15 protein-coding genes are annotated in these 14,824 nt (G+C 55.3%); 8 read left to right on the top strand and 7 right to left on the bottom strand.

The genetic code is table 11. From position 1 onward, the window contains the following. The first annotated feature begins 68 nt into the window (after positions 1 to 68). Entirely contained in the window at positions 69 to 515 is a 447-nt protein-coding gene (locus tag K0H79_RS15585; protein WP_258405412.1) for a DUF2390 domain-containing protein, read from the top strand. Between the two features lie 174 nt (positions 516 to 689). Here K0H79_RS15585 and K0H79_RS15590 read toward each other — a convergent pair whose 3' ends face one another. Both K0H79_RS15590 and K0H79_RS15595 read right to left on the bottom strand, forming a co-directional pair. Then, positions 690 to 2,354 carry a GMC family oxidoreductase gene (locus K0H79_RS15590; protein ID WP_220076428.1) on the bottom strand — a complete coding sequence of 555 codons (1,665 nt, stop codon included), beginning with the start codon at positions 2,352 to 2,354 and terminating at the stop codon, positions 690 to 692. A 9-nt stretch (positions 2,355 to 2,363) separates the two neighbouring features. After that, the gene (locus K0H79_RS15595; RefSeq protein ID WP_220065616.1) at positions 2,364 to 2,876 is read right to left on the bottom strand and encodes a TAT leader-containing periplasmic protein; all 513 of its coding nucleotides are present in this window, start codon (positions 2,874 to 2,876) and stop codon (positions 2,364 to 2,366) included. 173 nt (positions 2,877 to 3,049) lie between these two features. Between K0H79_RS15595 and K0H79_RS15600 the strand changes: the two genes are divergently transcribed. The 3 genes from K0H79_RS15600 to K0H79_RS15610 all read left to right on the top strand — a co-directional run bounded on the left by K0H79_RS15600 (position 3,050) and on the right by K0H79_RS15610 (position 5,265). Beyond that, positions 3,050 to 4,027: a hydrolase gene (locus K0H79_RS15600; protein WP_220076429.1), complete on the top strand. Its 978-nt coding sequence runs from the start codon at positions 3,050 to 3,052 to the stop codon at positions 4,025 to 4,027. Positions 4,028 to 4,036: 9 nt separating this feature from the next. Beyond that, positions 4,037 to 4,288 (top strand): YheU family protein, encoded by a 252-nt coding sequence (locus tag K0H79_RS15605; RefSeq protein WP_220076430.1) that lies wholly within the window; start codon positions 4,037 to 4,039, stop codon positions 4,286 to 4,288. Between the two features lie 89 nt (positions 4,289 to 4,377). Beyond that, positions 4,378 to 5,265 (top strand): phosphoribulokinase, encoded by an 888-nt coding sequence (locus tag K0H79_RS15610; protein ID WP_203324917.1) that lies wholly within the window; start codon positions 4,378 to 4,380, stop codon positions 5,263 to 5,265. Between the two features lie 285 nt (positions 5,266 to 5,550). Here the strand turns inward: K0H79_RS15610 and K0H79_RS15615 are convergent, their stop codons facing one another. Then, on the bottom strand, positions 5,551 to 6,327 hold the full coding sequence (locus K0H79_RS15615; RefSeq protein ID WP_220076431.1) for a tetratricopeptide repeat protein: 777 nt from the start codon (positions 6,325 to 6,327) through the stop codon (positions 5,551 to 5,553). 393 nt (positions 6,328 to 6,720) lie between these two features. On the opposite strand from K0H79_RS15615, the gene crp reads away from it, so the two are divergent. From crp to K0H79_RS15635, 4 genes are all read left to right on the top strand, one after another. After that, a complete protein-coding gene (gene crp / locus K0H79_RS15620) occupies positions 6,721 to 7,356 on the top strand; it encodes a cAMP-activated global transcriptional regulator CRP (RefSeq protein WP_011761111.1) in 636 nt (211 codons plus the stop codon). Between the two features lie 83 nt (positions 7,357 to 7,439). Beyond that, complete coding sequence (locus K0H79_RS15625) at positions 7,440 to 7,784, top strand: PepSY domain-containing protein (protein WP_220076432.1); 345 nt, start codon at positions 7,440 to 7,442, stop codon at positions 7,782 to 7,784. Next, positions 7,765 to 8,439: a response regulator transcription factor gene (locus K0H79_RS15630; RefSeq protein ID WP_220065621.1), complete on the top strand. Its 675-nt coding sequence runs from the start codon at positions 7,765 to 7,767 to the stop codon at positions 8,437 to 8,439. The genes K0H79_RS15625 and K0H79_RS15630 overlap by 20 nt, the downstream gene beginning before the upstream one ends. Continuing rightward, complete coding sequence (locus K0H79_RS15635; RefSeq protein ID WP_220076433.1) at positions 8,436 to 9,773, top strand: ATP-binding protein; 1,338 nt, start codon at positions 8,436 to 8,438, stop codon at positions 9,771 to 9,773. The genes K0H79_RS15630 and K0H79_RS15635 overlap by 4 nt, the downstream gene beginning before the upstream one ends. A 96-nt stretch (positions 9,774 to 9,869) precedes the next feature. Here K0H79_RS15635 and K0H79_RS15640 read toward each other — a convergent pair whose 3' ends face one another. From K0H79_RS15640 to K0H79_RS15655, 4 genes are all read right to left on the bottom strand, one after another. Further along, positions 9,870 to 10,667: a DUF1338 domain-containing protein gene (locus tag K0H79_RS15640; protein ID WP_220076434.1), complete on the bottom strand. Its 798-nt coding sequence runs from the start codon at positions 10,665 to 10,667 to the stop codon at positions 9,870 to 9,872. Between the two features lie 147 nt (positions 10,668 to 10,814). Further along, positions 10,815 to 12,275, bottom strand: coding sequence for a succinylglutamate-semialdehyde dehydrogenase (astD, locus tag K0H79_RS15645; RefSeq protein ID WP_220076435.1), 1,461 nt, complete (start codon positions 12,273 to 12,275; stop codon positions 10,815 to 10,817). A 9-nt stretch (positions 12,276 to 12,284) separates the two neighbouring features. Continuing rightward, positions 12,285 to 13,304, bottom strand: coding sequence for an arginine N-succinyltransferase (gene astA / locus K0H79_RS15650; RefSeq protein WP_220076436.1), 1,020 nt, complete (start codon positions 13,302 to 13,304; stop codon positions 12,285 to 12,287). A gap of 163 nt (positions 13,305 to 13,467) precedes the next feature. Beyond that, positions 13,468 to 14,682, bottom strand: coding sequence for an aspartate aminotransferase family protein (locus K0H79_RS15655; protein ID WP_220076437.1), 1,215 nt, complete (start codon positions 14,680 to 14,682; stop codon positions 13,468 to 13,470). Between the last annotated feature and the right edge of the window lie 142 nt (positions 14,683 to 14,824).

Here is a 14,824-nt window from a genome sequence, read left to right on the forward strand (position 1 = left end):
GTCTGAATGAGTTGGGCCGAATAAGTCAGCCCCAATAAGTGAGCAACAATGGAATAAGGAGTCTCCAATTGATATCTGAGGAAGTATTCACCCGCGAACTCTGGCAAGCCTGCGAGGCCCATTACAGCCAGCACGAAGCGCTCTGTCTGACGCTGCAGGATGACTGCCAAATCAATGTCAATCTGTTGCTGCTGGCCAGTGAGCTCGACCGGCGCTGCACCGGGCTCAACCAGGGTCAATGGCAACTGCTGATTGCCGAAGTTGCCGCCTGGGATGAGCGCCTGATTGGCCCCTATCGCCGCCTGCGGCAACTGGCCAAAAACAGCCTGAGCGAAGAAGAATACCGCCAGATGTTGGATGTGGAGCTGATGATGGAGCGCAAGGTGCAAAATCTGCTCCTGCATCGTTTAAACCAGCTGCCCACCAGCAGGGGAGAAGCCAATAATCTGATGTTGTTATTGGCAGAATTTGGGCTGGATATTGAGGTTGCTGCCGCACTTATCCATCAGGATTAAGCAAGCGCACATAGACAAACACCCACACACGCAACACATAAAAAAGCGCCCTTGGGCGCTTTTTTATTGAAGAGCCCCCCATGGGCACCGAGACTTTCTTCAATCCCCGGGGATTTACTGTCCCCTTCGCTCACAGCGTTGCTGCGCTTAGCACAGGGAAACGGAAGACACTGTTCAAGCTGCCGTTTCCGGCACGGCATCTGCGACAGGGTCGGTTTCAGGTGCGGTTTCGGGCGGCTTGCTTTGTGGCGCCAAACGCCCGGCCAGGGCAGTGGCATTTTTGGCCACCATGCCATAAATCGACAGCTGTGGATTAGCCCCCAAGCTGGTGGGAAACACCGAGCCATCCATCACCGACAGGTTTTCCAGATAATGGCTTTGGCCGAAGCTATCGACCATGGCCTTAGTCTTATCTTCACCCATGGGACAACCGCCCATTACGTGAGCCGAGGCCACCACGGTTTTAAGGGGCGCCAGCGACATATCGGCAATGGCGGCTTTGGCCTCCTGCCAGGAATTCAAATAGCCCACACCTTCACTGATGGGCAACACCCTGCGGGCCCCGGCGGCAAATTGCAGCTCGGCCATGCTGGCAAAGGCGGCTCTGGCCGCACGCCAGAAAGGCGCTGTCAGCGGATAGTCGAGTTTAAAGCCCTTACCATCCAGGCTGACGCTGCCGCCCTGGCTCTCGGGGTGAAAGCCATCACGCACCAGGGCTATTACCACCTGCAGCTGATTGAAGTTAGCCATCAATTCCGCATGGCTCTTGCCAAAGCCCAGGGTTTTTGACGCAATCAGCACTGGATGTATGGGTGGTACTTCAAGCTTGTACCCCAGTTCACCGGCTGCGCCATCACGCCAGACAAACTGATCCGAATAAATCGACTGGGGCGCACCGCTGTGGCCATTGATAGCCTCATCAAAGACCGCACCCGAGAGTACGGTTGGGTGTAAAAAGGTGCGCTTACCCAAAAGCTGCATGGGATCGGTAAGCCCTGAGCGCATCATCAGCACCGGGGTGTGGATGGCGCCACCGGCAAGAATATAATGCCGTGCCTTGAGCATGAGTTTTTCGGGCCTTGGGGCCAGATTTTGATCCCGCGCCTGTACCCAAATGCCAAAGACCTTGTCCGCATGATGCTCTATCTGGGTGGCCTCAAAACGGCTCAGCAGGGAGGCACCGGCTGAGAGCGCCGCAGGAATTGTAGTGACCAACATGGATTGCTTGGCATTGACTGGGCAGCCCATGCCGCAATAGCCAGTATTCCAGCAGCCCAGCACATTGCGCTTGATGACCGTGTAATCCCACCCCAGCTGCTCGCAGCCACGACGCAACATGCCATTGTTTCTATTGGGCTCGAACGCCCATTGACTGATGTTGAGCCTGGACTCCATCTGTTCAAACCAGGGCTCAAGCTCATCGGCTGACAAACCCTTGACCGCAAACTCAGATTGCCAATACGCCAGGGTATCGGCCGGGGTGCGTATGGACGTAGTCCAGTTTACCGTGGTTGAGCCCCCCACGGCGCGCCCCTGAAAGATGCCAATCGCCTTGTCGGCGGTCTTCATGGCAGCCGCCTGCTGGTACAGATTTGGGTAGGCGGTACGCTCTTCCATATCGAAATCGCGGGACGAACGCAGCGGGCCCTTTTCCACCATGATCACCGACAGCCCGGCCTGGGTCAGGATGTCGGCCGCCACACCGCCTCCGGCACCCGTACCAATGATGACTACGTCGGCTTCGAGGGTTTGCGGTTTGTCACTGCCCTGATACAGAGCGCCGTCCAGATGTTTCCAGCCCGACGCCAGTCCTTCATAAATAGGATCAACAATTACCATCGGGGCTCCTTAAGACTTGATGCCCGGTAGTTCAGGCTTGGCGTAATTGAGCAAGGTCCAGTGCTCGGGGCAGCTATAGAAACTGGCCAATACCAGCTCCCTGAGACCGAGATAAGCCTGATTCAACAGAGCAAGCCCGCTCTGTCGCCAACTCTCCAGTTGACTGGCAAGCTCGGCAGGACTTCTGAGCAGCAGCGGAGTCATATTGCCGGTCAGCAGCAATAACCCTAAACGGTTTTCAAGCAAATCAAGCAACTGCTCCAGCTCGTCTCGCTGGGAAGTTGGCAGCACAGAAATAGTGGCCTCAATGGCATCCAGGGTGCGATTGACCGCGGCTTCACGGGGCACAGCCATCTCCGGCAAAGCGCCTTCCAGCAGCACAGGCATCAGCAGGCTGAACAGGATTCGATGTGGCTTATCGCCATCGTCTTCCACATCCAGCTGTGGCTGGTACAGGCTAACGCCGAGGGCGAGTGCCGCAGTGCCCCCCAGAGCCGTCAGCAAAAATTTGCGTCTATTCATTGGTTTTGCCCAAAAATGAGGTCGGGTGTTCAGCACAGAGGCAGACGTCGACTGAGCTGTCAGTTATGGCAAGAGGAAGAGACAACAGCAAGAGGTTTCTGCCTGGACCTGCTCGTGGTTATAATGGCTCAAATTAAACATACGTTTTATTTCAGGGCAACCCTTTCCAGCCGATGACTTCCCAATTCACGCCTCCCTGGTGGGCCAAGAGCCCCCACATACAAACCATATTGCCGGTGCTCACCAAGCGCCCCACACCCGCGCTTGGCCGTGAACGCCTGGAGCTGGAGGACGGTGACTTTCTCGATTTGGATTGGCTGGGCCAGCCCGATGAGGGCAAGCCAATAGTGATGGCCATACATGGTCTTGAAGGCAGTGCCCGCTCCCACTACGCCAGCAGACTCTTGCATGCCTGTGAGGCCCGGGGGCTTGCCGCCGTGGTGCATCACCATCGCAGCTGCTCCGGTGAGTCCAATCGACTGCCGCGCTCCTACCACAGTGGCGATACCCAGGATATCGCCCACAGCATTAAACACATTCGTGCCCGCTATCCAAACAGCCCCATACTGGCAGTGGGTTACAGTCTGGGCGGTAATGTCCTTGGCAAATTTTTGGGCGAGCAACAAGGCGACAGCCCCATCAGCCGTGCCGTGGTAGTGTCGGCGCCACTGCGCCTGGCTGCCTGTGCCAAGCGCCTGGAAAAAGGCTTCTCCCGGGTATATCAGTCATATCTCATTCGTCAGTTGCAGGCCAAGCTTGCCTTTAAAGTCACAGACACCCGCCTTGGGCCGGCTATGCCGGTTCACGCCCATGAAGTGACACAACTCTCGACCTTTTATGACTTCGATGACAAGGTCACGGCGCCACTGCACGGTTTCACCGATGTGCACGACTACTATGATAGAGCCAGTGGTCTGCCGTTTTTGCGCAGCATCACCACCCCCACCCTGGTGCTCCATGCCGCAGATGACCCCTTTATGACCGACGCAGTCATCCCCCGCGCCGATGAGCTTTCCAGCGCCGTGGAATATGAGCTCAACCGCTACGGCGGCCACGTGGGCTTTATCGATGGTGGCAGCCCATGGCGGCCGCAGTTTTACCTTGAGCGGCGTATCCTGGACTTTTTGCAGGCCGTGCCTTCCTCAAAATAAGGACAGCCTATGCTTATTCCCTACGACGCCTTAAGCCAATTGCCGGCCGATACCCTGAATAACCTTATCCGTGAATACCTGCTGACCCAGGTGGAAGATGGCGGATTTGACAGTTTGGGAGAAGGTCATCTCGACGAGGCCATTGCCCGCTGCAAAGTGCTGCTCAAGCGCGGTGAGCTGGTAGTGGAGTATTCAGAAGACAACGACAGCGTTGGGATTCGTCATAAAAGCAGCCTGCCGTCACAGCAATCCCAAGACTGACAGCCGACTATTGACCCGAAGCAGTCCGAGCCCGTATAACTAACGGGCCCGCATTTTTATCAAAATTTTTTAACATTTCAGGAAGTGCCATGTCTGCCAAGTATCCCATCATTGCTGTTACCGGGTCATCCGGCGCCGGGACCACGACGACAACCACGGCGTTTAACCATATCTTCCGCCAACTTGATATCAATGCGGCCTATGTGGAAGGCGACAGCTTTCACCGCTACACCCGGGCAGAAATGGAAGTGATGATCCGCAAGGCCAAGGCCGAGAATCGGGACATCAGTTATTTTGGCCCCGAGGCCAATGATTTTGGCCGCCTGGAAAAGTGTTTTGCCGATTACAGCGCCACAGGCCAGGGTGAGACCCGCAGTTACCTGCACACCTTCGATGAAGCCGTGCCATACAACCAAATGCCCGGCACCTTCACCCAGTGGCGCCCGCTGCCCGCCGACACCGACATGCTGTTTTATGAAGGCCTGCACGGCGGTGTGGTGACCAATGAGCACAATGTGGCAGAACACGTTGACCTGCTGATTGGTATGGTGCCCATCGTCAACCTGGAGTGGATCCAAAAAATCATCCGCGACACCTCAGAGCGAGGCCACAGCCGCGAGAAAGTGATGAACTCCATCGTGCGTTCCATGGATGATTACATCAACCATATGACGCCGCAGTTTTCCCGCACCCACATCAACTTTCAGCGGGTGCCCACGGTGGACACCTCCAACCCCTTTTCGGCTAAAGCCATTCCAAGCCTCGACGAAAGCTTTGTGGTGATCCGTTTTCGCGGCATCAACAATGTGGACTTTCCCTACTATCTGTCGATGCTGCAGGGCAGCTTTATGTCGCGAATGAACACCATGGTGGTTCCCGGTGGCAAGATGTCGCTGGCCATGGAGCTTATCCTGACACCGCTTATCAAGGCGCTGAAAGAAAAGCGCGAAGCCCTGCATAACGGTGATAACTGTTAACCGTCAGCATGAACGTAAAAATTTTACTTTTAACTGTGATTTCAGCTTCTATTAAGTGACACCAACTATCCTGTGTCTCGTCGGAATTTCAGGCGAAATAACGATAGTTGACATACTCTTGGGAGTGGATTCCCCCATCTTGATCTGTTCGCTCCCTTGAGTATGTCAGCGACCCCAAGCTACTTTTTTCCGTTGCTCACCCTTCTTTTTTACGTGTCAGGCCATTTGTTCTGACCCAATAAAAAACCCGGACTTTGCCGGGCTTTCTTTTATCTACTGATTGCATCAGGGCTGAAGTGGGATCACTTCGCGGTAGGGTTTCCCCTGCTGATAATGTTGCAGCCGCTGATGAAACTCTTCCGCCTTGATATCGGCCTGCTTTTTCAGCTCCAGTGCCGAGATAGCTTTCTCCTGCACGGCGACGGCGCGGTTGAAGTCGCCCTGCTCCGCGTAGGCGGCCGCCAGATTATCCAGATTGGTTGGGTCATCGGCATCGTTTTCCAGCAGTTTCAGCGCCAGACTGACTGCTTTATTGCCATCACGGTAACGGGCCTCGGGACAGGTCGCCAATATCCAGGCCACGTTGCCAAGAGATACCTCATCTCCCACCAGCTGGAACTGCTCCACCGCCCGGCCGCAATTGCGCTCTACCCCATCACCACCGGCGGCATAAATAAAACCGAGGCGAAAATTGGCCCAGCGCTCGCCCCGCAGGCTCATTTGCAAATACCAATGTTCGGCTTCGGCGAGATTGCGATCTACAAGCTGGCCTTCAAAGCGTAAGTCGGCCAGTGTCTGCTGCGCCTTGGCGTGTCCCTGACTGGCTGCACGGCCAATCCATTCCAGCCCGAGTTCGGGCGACTTATCCACGTAACGGCCTGAGACATACATCAGCCCCAGCAAAAACTGCGCATCGGCATCGTCCTGCACCGCACGCATCTCAATGTGCAACAACTTACCTGCAGCCTGGTCGCTATCGGGTCTGGGCAATGAAAACGCCTGGGCCGACCCCATATTCAACAACAGCACTGTGGCCGCAGTCACAACTTGCCAGTACTTCACAACTTGGCTCCTTATGCAATTTCCCATGAGTTAGCCAGAAAACCCCCGTTATGTCGAGTATCAAAAGGTACCGCCAACCTGACCAGTCCGCCATGATATCGGGGTATTGACCTCTATTCATGATGACGTATGTTAAAAACAAAAGGCAGCTCACAAATCGGCAACAGCAGATGTGACCAGGTCGGCAGACTGGCCGATTATCCAAAGGTCCCATGCGGTATTTGTTGACATGACCGGGCAAAGCACCAAAATAAACCATTAATTTTGATGTGTAATTGCGTACATTCGATTGTTCTGAATTTCGATCTGCATCATGGTTTGACCAGGTACGTTGACGTAGAATGCTTATTTAGAACGACCTTACTTAAGTTTTTTCATGCGAGGAACACGGGCATGGCACTCATTGGCAAACCGAAACCCGATCCAACTCTGGAATGGTTTTTATCCCACTGTCATATTCACAAGTATCCGGCCAAGAGCACTCTGATCCACGCCGGTGAAGACTCAGACACCCTCTACTACATAGTAAAAGGCTCCGTCGCAGTGCTTATCAAGGACGAGGAAGGCAAGGAAATGATCCTCTCCTACCTCAACCAGGGCGACTTTATCGGCGAACTGGGCCTGTTTGAAGAACAAGCCGAACGTACCGCATGGGTCCGCGCCAAGCAGGCTTGTGAAATTGCAGAAATTTCTTACAAGAAATTCAAGCAACTTATCCAGGTTAACCCTGAGATTCTGATGAAGCTTGCGGCCCAGATGTCCGTCCGTTTGCAAAGCACCAGCCAGAAAGTGGGCGATTTGGCCTTCCTGGATGTAGCCGGACGCATTGCCCAGACACTGCTGCATCTGGCCCGTCAGCCAGACGCCATGACCCACCCAGACGGCATGCAAATCAAAATCACCCGTCAGGAGATCGGTCAAATTGTTGGCTGCTCCCGTGAAACCGTGGGCCGCATCCTGAAAATGCTTGAAGAACAAAATCTTATCCAAGCACACGGCAAAACTATTGTGGTGTACGGCACCCGCTAACTCTGCCTTCAGCTTGTCTTAAGTCAGCTCCGGTAAAGTGGCTCCCGATCTATCCGGAGCCACTTTTTCTTAGAGGAGCATGTATGTCGCGTTGGCTGCCATTAGGCATCATCCTTACATCCATGCTTCACCAGGGAGAGGTGGCTGCTTCGGTTGTCGAGCTTGAGCATTATCAGGCCACGCAATTGGTCAGCTCAGGCCAGATCCTTTCCCTCGACGCTACCCTGCAGCGGGTCACCGCACATTGCCAGGGTAAACTCCTTGATGCCCATCTGTTTCAAGAGGGTGACAAGTGGCGCTACGATTTGCAGTTTGGCCTCCAACGTGGTCAGATAATCCATCTGAGCGTGGATGCCGCCAGCGGTGAGCTCAATCCTGATTCCACTTTGCCGGACGAATGCAAAAACCATGAAACTGCTACTCGTTGAAGACAATGCCATGCTGGTCAAGGAGCTGCAAAAACAGCTCAAACAGGCCGGCTTTGTCACCGATGTAACCGATAAGGTCGTTGACGCCGATTATCTCATCAAAGAAACCCAATACGATTGCGTGATTCTGGACATTGGCCTCCCCGACGGCAACGGCCTGACATTGCTTGAAAAATGGCGTACCGAGGGTATTCACACCCCCGTGATTATGCTCACCGCCCGCAGCCAGTGGCATGAGAAGGTGGAAGGTTTTAACGCCGGTGCCGATGACTACCTTGGCAAGCCTTTCCATGCACAGGAGCTGCTCGCCCGTATCCATGCGCTGATAAACCGCGCCCATGGCCGCCCTGCAAGCCCGGGTAAGCAGCTCAGCTACTCAGGTGTGGTACTGGATGAATCGCAGCAAACGGTGCAGGTAGGCGAGCAAGTCCATGAACTGACCGCCATGGAATTCAGACTGCTGAAAATTTTCCTGCTCTCGCCGAAAAAGCTGCTGTCCAAGGCCCAGCTTACCGACAAGCTCTATCAGTTTGACGATGAGAAAGAGAGCAATGTGGTGGAGGTTTACGTGACCCACCTGCGTAAAAAACTCGGCAAGACCGCCATAGAAACCCGCCGCGGTCAGGGATATATCTTCCACGGCCTGGACGTATGATCTCAATCCGGGCCAAGCTGAGCCTGTGGTTAACCGGTCTGGTGATAGTCAGTACTATCATCGGACTGTTTTTGTTTGAGTCCATGCTCAGACAAGCCTTTCACGACTCCATCATCAACCGCCTGGAAGAAGACCTGGAACACGTTATACTCGCCACCCACATGCAGGATGGTAACATCGGCATAGACTCCTCCATGCTGTCCGGTTTTTATCGCCCGGCTTACTCGGGCCGCTACTACCAGCTGAATCTGCCCGATGAGGTTATTCGCTCGCGCTCCCTGTGGGATCAGCAACTGGCCATTACGCCGCTGGCGCCCAGTGAAACCCGGGTGTGGCAGGCCCGCGGCCCCAAAAACCACGACATGCAGCTCCTCAGTGTGGGGCTTAAATCCCAGAATGGCGAGATTCAGGCAACCCTTACCGTGGCCCAGGATTTGAGTATTGGCCGCAGGGTGTTCAGCGAAATTTATGGCACCAAGCTGATGGTCAATCTCGGCATGCTGCTGGCTATGATAACGGGTATCTTCTTGGTATTGCGTCAGTCCTTCAAACCGCTGCGTAAGATTAAAGAAGCCCTGTCGCGCTTAAGAGACGGTGACATCGATCGGCTGGCACTGGACAGCATTCCGGCCGAGCTGCATCCTTTGGCGGCCACCTACAACGAACTGTTGGAATACACGGGCAAGCAAATCGCCCGCAGCCGCAACAATCTGGGTAACTTAAGCCATGGTCTGAAAACCCCATTGGCGGTGATGCAACAACAAGTGGAAACCCTGGGGCTCAGCGATCCTGAAATGGCCGAAGCCATGCAGCAACAGCTGGATCTCATTCGCAAGATGATTGAGCGCAAGCTCGCAGCGGCCCGGGTCACAGGTGACATGCTGCCTGCGGCCCAGATGCAGATCCCAAGGGATCTGGACAGCCTTACCAATACACTTCACAAGGTGCATCGCCACAAAGATATCCAATTCAGTATCGACATTGCCCGCGGCCTGCACCGACTGCCCATTCACCGGGAAGATGGCATGGAACTGATTGGCAACCTGCTGGATAACGCCTGTAAATGGGCCAGAGGGGAAGTCTCACTGCGTCTCTATCCGTTGGATAATCGCCTGTGGCTCGATATCGAAGACGATGGCCCCGGCGTTGCCGACGATGCACTGACGCAGCTTACAGAACGTGGCAAACGCCTCGATGAGGCCGTGATGGGACATGGCATTGGCCTGTCCATAGTGAAAGAAATCTGCGAGCAGTATGAGCTGAAACTGGATTTCAGCCGTGGGGCGCGCCTTGGCGGCCTCAAAGTCAGCATCGGATTTGCGCTGACCTCCTGATGGTTCGTCTGCGAACGAATGCTATACCTGCGCTCCAAACAAAAATCCCGGCCAAGACCGGGATGTTTGTTGACTGACATAGGCCGTTGAAGCCTGTCAGTTGACGTTGGTGCTCTCGAAAATCTTGTCGGCGGAGGCCGCCACAAAGCCGGTGTAAAGCTCACCATCGGCGTTGGGATAACGCAGGGCAAACTCGTAGAAACAGCTGGGTAGTTCAACGGTTTGGTCATCGAACGCCACCGGAATACGGTCGGCCATGGTAGATGACTGCTCAAGCAACTCAGCAGGCGAGCCTTTCACTTCACCTCCGACGCCGTTCAGTACGAAGTCGCCCTGTTTCAGGGTGTCATTCACTTCAAGGATGCTGGTGTAACCGGGCAAGTGGTTAATCGACACGGTAAAGTGGTTGGCGCGATAACCGAAGGCCGCCACCCAGGCCGCATACTCGCTCTCGGCCAGCAGCGTCTCGTAGGTGGCAAAGTCCACTTTCCAGTGGCGACCTGAATAGAGGAAGGTCTCAGCGCTGGTCGCCGCCACATCCACCTGCTCAACCATGTCTTTGACTATGGCCTGCAACCGGGGGCTGAACTCTTCCACCAGCAGTTCAGAAATGAAGACCTTTGGCTGCGTGCTGTCGGGATGTTCGAAGTGCCTGGCGCGCAGCTTTTTCTTTTCAAAGTTGTAGTCGGCACAGGCGACATAGCCAAGTGCCTCAAAGTGCGCGGCCAATACATCCAGATTCACCTTGGGCAGGTTAAAGGTGCGCAGGGCAATATGGTCATTGATGATGGCCTCGCCCTTGCCAAGCAGCGTGTGCACCTTGGCCGCAGACGGGGTCATTTCGATATAGTCCTGCCAGAGGGCGGCAAATAAAGCATTTACGTCAGTGTGCATCTATCACTCCTAAACCTCATCACATCGGGCCTGTTTTGATATGAAGTCCCATGTGCCCGGTTTCCCGGATGTTCAGTACGTCAGTGGTTTCAACAAATACCGCTTTAATAAAACGGCGTGTTGCCGAAGGAACACGCCGCTGATGTTTTAGAGAGTCAGGCCCGGACTCAGGCTGGCGGGCAGGGTGACACTGTCTGCCTCCATGGAGGCCACAGGATAGGCACAGTAGTCGGCCGCATAGAAGGCACTGGCTCTGTGGTTACCCGAGGCGCCCACGCCACCGAAAGGTGCAGCACCTGAGGCACCTGTGATCTGCTTGTTCCAGTTCACAATACCGGCGCGGATACGGGCCAGGAAGTACTCATAGTCGGCTTTATCGTCGGCCAGAATGCCGGCAGACAGGCCATAGCGGGTGTCGTTGGCGAGGCGAATAGCCTCGTCGAAACTGGCGTAGCGCACCACCTGCAATAAGGGGCCAAAATACTCTTCGTCAGGCAGTTCAATGACTTCGGTCACATCAATCAAACCGGGAGACACCAGGCCGGTACCGGCTTCCAGATGCGTCATCTCCACCAGGGACTTGGCACCGAGATTGAGCAGATTACGCTGAGCGTCCAACATCCCCTTGGCAGCGGTTTCCGAAATCATTGAGCCCATAAACGGCTGAGGGTCGGCATTCCAGGGGCCTACCTTGATGGCCTTGACGGCTTCAACCAAACCGGCCAGCAGCGTGTCACCCTCGGCGCCTTTTGCAACGTACAAACGGCGGGCGCAGGTACAACGCTGACCGGAAGAGATAAAGGCCGATTGAATGATGTCATGGATGGCCGCGCGGGTATCGCTTACGCCCTTGATGATGAGTGGATTGTTACCGCCCATTTCCAGCGCCAGAATTTTACCCGGGTGTCCGGCATACTGCTGGTGCAGCAGGTGTCCGGTGCGTGAGCTGCCGGTAAAGAAAAGACCATCCAGCTGCGGATGTGATGCCAGCGCCTTGCCGGTTTCCACCTCGCCCTGCACCAGGTTGATCACTCCGGCTGGCAAGCCTGCCTTTTCCCACAGCTTCAACATCAGTTCGGCCACTTTTGGGGTCAGCTCAGAGGGTTTGAACACCACTGTGTTACCCGCCAGCAGTGCGGGCACTATGTGACCATTGGGCAGGTGACCGGGGAAGTTATAAGGACCAAACACAGCCACCACACCATGGGGCTTGTGGCGCAGCACGGCGCGGCCTGCAGCGCCATCGTTCACTTCAGTGCCGGTACGCTTGTGATAGGCGCTGATGGACAGGCCAATTTTGCCAATCATGGCTGCGGCTTCGGTGGCCGTTTCCCAGCGTGGCTTACCGGTTTCCTGGGCTATCACTTCGGCAAGCTCTGCCTTATTGGCCTCAAGCTCATTGCGGTAGGCCTCGACTATGGCCTGACGGCCTTCGAAGCCCAGCATAAACCAGTCAAACTGGGCGTCACGGGCCGCCATCACGGCAGCTTGCACCTGAGCAGGCACTGCGGCCTTACCCTGCCAAATCACCTCGCCGTTGGCGGGGTTCTTTGACTGCATCTCTTTGCCTTCGCCAGCGAGCCACTGACCATTGATAAATTGCGTCATATCGAATTCCTATATTGCCAGTACCCGCACCTGCTCGCCGTCGCTGACCAATAGGCCAGCCGCCAGCTCGGGGCTGAGTATCACTTCATCTGAATCGGAGGAAACCACCAGCTCGGCCGAGGTTGCACGGTAATCTGCAAGCTGAGTGTTGGAAAGAATAAAGCTGTCGTCTGAGGCGGGCATCTCGCTGATGCGTACCCTCAGCAGGCGGCTTTCACGTACGCCGCGGATATCCTGCAGATTGCACTCCACCGTTGGGCCACCGTCGAAAATGTCCACATAACCGCGACAGCGGAAACCCTCAGCCCGCAGCAAACTCAAGGCCGGACGGGTGTTGGTATGCACTTCACCAATGACCTTCTGGGCTTCTTCGGGGAGCAGGCAAACATATACCGGGTTTCTGGGCATCATCTCGGCCATAAAGGCTTTTCGTCCCAGACCGGACAGATAGTCGGCTTCGACAAAATCGATACCGAGGAAGTGCTTTTGCAGCCAGCCATAAAAAGGGGAATTACCGTTTTCATCACTGACACCGCGCATTTCGGCAATCACGGTTTCACCGAAACGGCTGGCGTGCTGGGCTAAAAACAGGAAACGACTGCGGGAGAGCATACGGCCATTATTGTCTTTGCGATACGCGGCCCGCAAAAACAGGGTGCAAAGCTCGGCTGCGCCTGTGTAATCGTGACACAGCGTCAGGGTCTCGACTTCGTTGCGGACATTGATTTGCTGCGAGTGATACACCTCGGTGCCGAGGCGATAATGGTAGAAGGCATCTTCCATCCCCACGGCAGCCTCGAGTGCACAGGTGCCCACCACTTCCCCGGTCTCTGTGTCTTCGAGCACCATCAGGTAGCCTTCATCGTAAGGGGTTTCCACCACTTTTTGAAAAGAGGCTTCAGAGCGCGCAATTTTGCGGCGCAACAGGTCTTCGTTAACCGGCAGTGAAGTAAAGCCGTGACCCGACTCCACCGCAATGCGGTACAGGGCATCAAAATCGCTGGCCCGGATTGGACGAATGATCAACATTTGAGTATCTCCTCTCTGCCCTGCCCGCTGTTTTTTTAAGCGTTTTGACCTTTCCGGCGTGCACCAAGCCTCACCGGCTGAATCGGTGAAACCGGGTGTCGGAGGTTGGGAGCAGGACGTCGCTGGATCTTCAGGGGCGGCAGCCACTGCCGCCCCCGGTTTATCAGCCGGCTACCTTGGCAACGGCACGTTCGAAACGGGCCAGACCTTCGACAATATCTGCCTCAGGAATTACCAGAGATGGAGTAAAGCGGACTACGTTGGCACCGGCCATCAGAGTCAACAGACCCTCGGCAACAGAGGCATTAAGGAAATCGCGGCTGCGACCGGCAAACTGCTCGTTGAGTACGGCGCCAAGCAGCAGCCCCTTGCCACGGACTTCAGAGAATACATGATACTTTTCATTGATTTGGGCAAGGCCATCGCGGAACAACTGCTCACGATGCTTCACGCCGTCAAGCACTTCAGGGGTGTTTACTACGTCCATCACGGCGTTACCGATGGCACAGGCCAGCGGGTTACCACCGTAGGTGGAGCCATGGGTGCCCACCTTGAGGTGTGAGGCGATTTCGGCAGTGGTCAGCATGGCTGCGATGGGAAAACCACCACCCAGCGCCTTGGCGGTGGTCAGGATATCCGGCACGATTTCGGTGCCCATATAGGCATAGAGGTCGCCGGTACGGCCGACGCCGGTCTGCACTTCATCGAAAATAACCAGCGCATTGTGCTTGTCGGCCAAACGACGAACGGCACGCAGGAATTCAGGGTCGCCGTTGATGATACCGCCCTCGCCCTGCAGTGGCTCGAGCATGATGGCGCAGGTGTTGTCGGACACAGCCGCTTCCAGTGCAGCCACGTCATTGAAAGGCAGGTGGGTGATTGCAGCGGGTTTGGGACCGAAACCGTCTGAGTAAGCGGCCTGGCCACCCACAGATACGGTAAAGAAAGTACGGCCGTGGAAAGCCTTGTCAAAGGCAATCACTTCAACCTTGTGTTCACCGAACTTTTCGATGGCATAGCGGCGGGCGAGCTTGAGGGCCGCTTCGTTGGCCTCGGCGCCTGAGTTGGCAAAATACACGCGATCGGCAAAGGTCGCCTCAACCAGTTTGGTGGCCAGCGCCAGCGCAGGCTCGTTGGTCATGGTGTTGGACAGGTGCCACAGCTTCTCGCCCTGCTCCTTCAGTGCGCCAACGAGGGCTGGATGACAATGACCAAGACAGTTCACCGCAATGCCACCGGCAAAGTCCACATACTCGGTACCTTGCTGATCCCAGACACGGCTACCTTGACCGCGGACAGGGATCACCGCAGCTGGCGCATAGTTAGGCACCATGACTTCATCAAATTGGGCACGTGTCAGATTCATCTTGTCGGTCATTCCTGTTCATCCTTTGTTCGTTGAGTGACTTGCTAAGCCACCGGTTTGCCGCTGCGTTTTCGTTTTTGCTGAGGCTTATTGCAGCATGTGCTTGTGTCGGCTGGATGTCATTATTAGCGAAATTGTGATCGAAATACCAGTT

The sequence above is a fragment of the Shewanella sp. FJAT-52076 genome, from assembly GCF_019457455.1.
Classification (GTDB): Bacteria; Pseudomonadota; Gammaproteobacteria; order Enterobacterales; family Shewanellaceae; genus Shewanella; species Shewanella zhangzhouensis.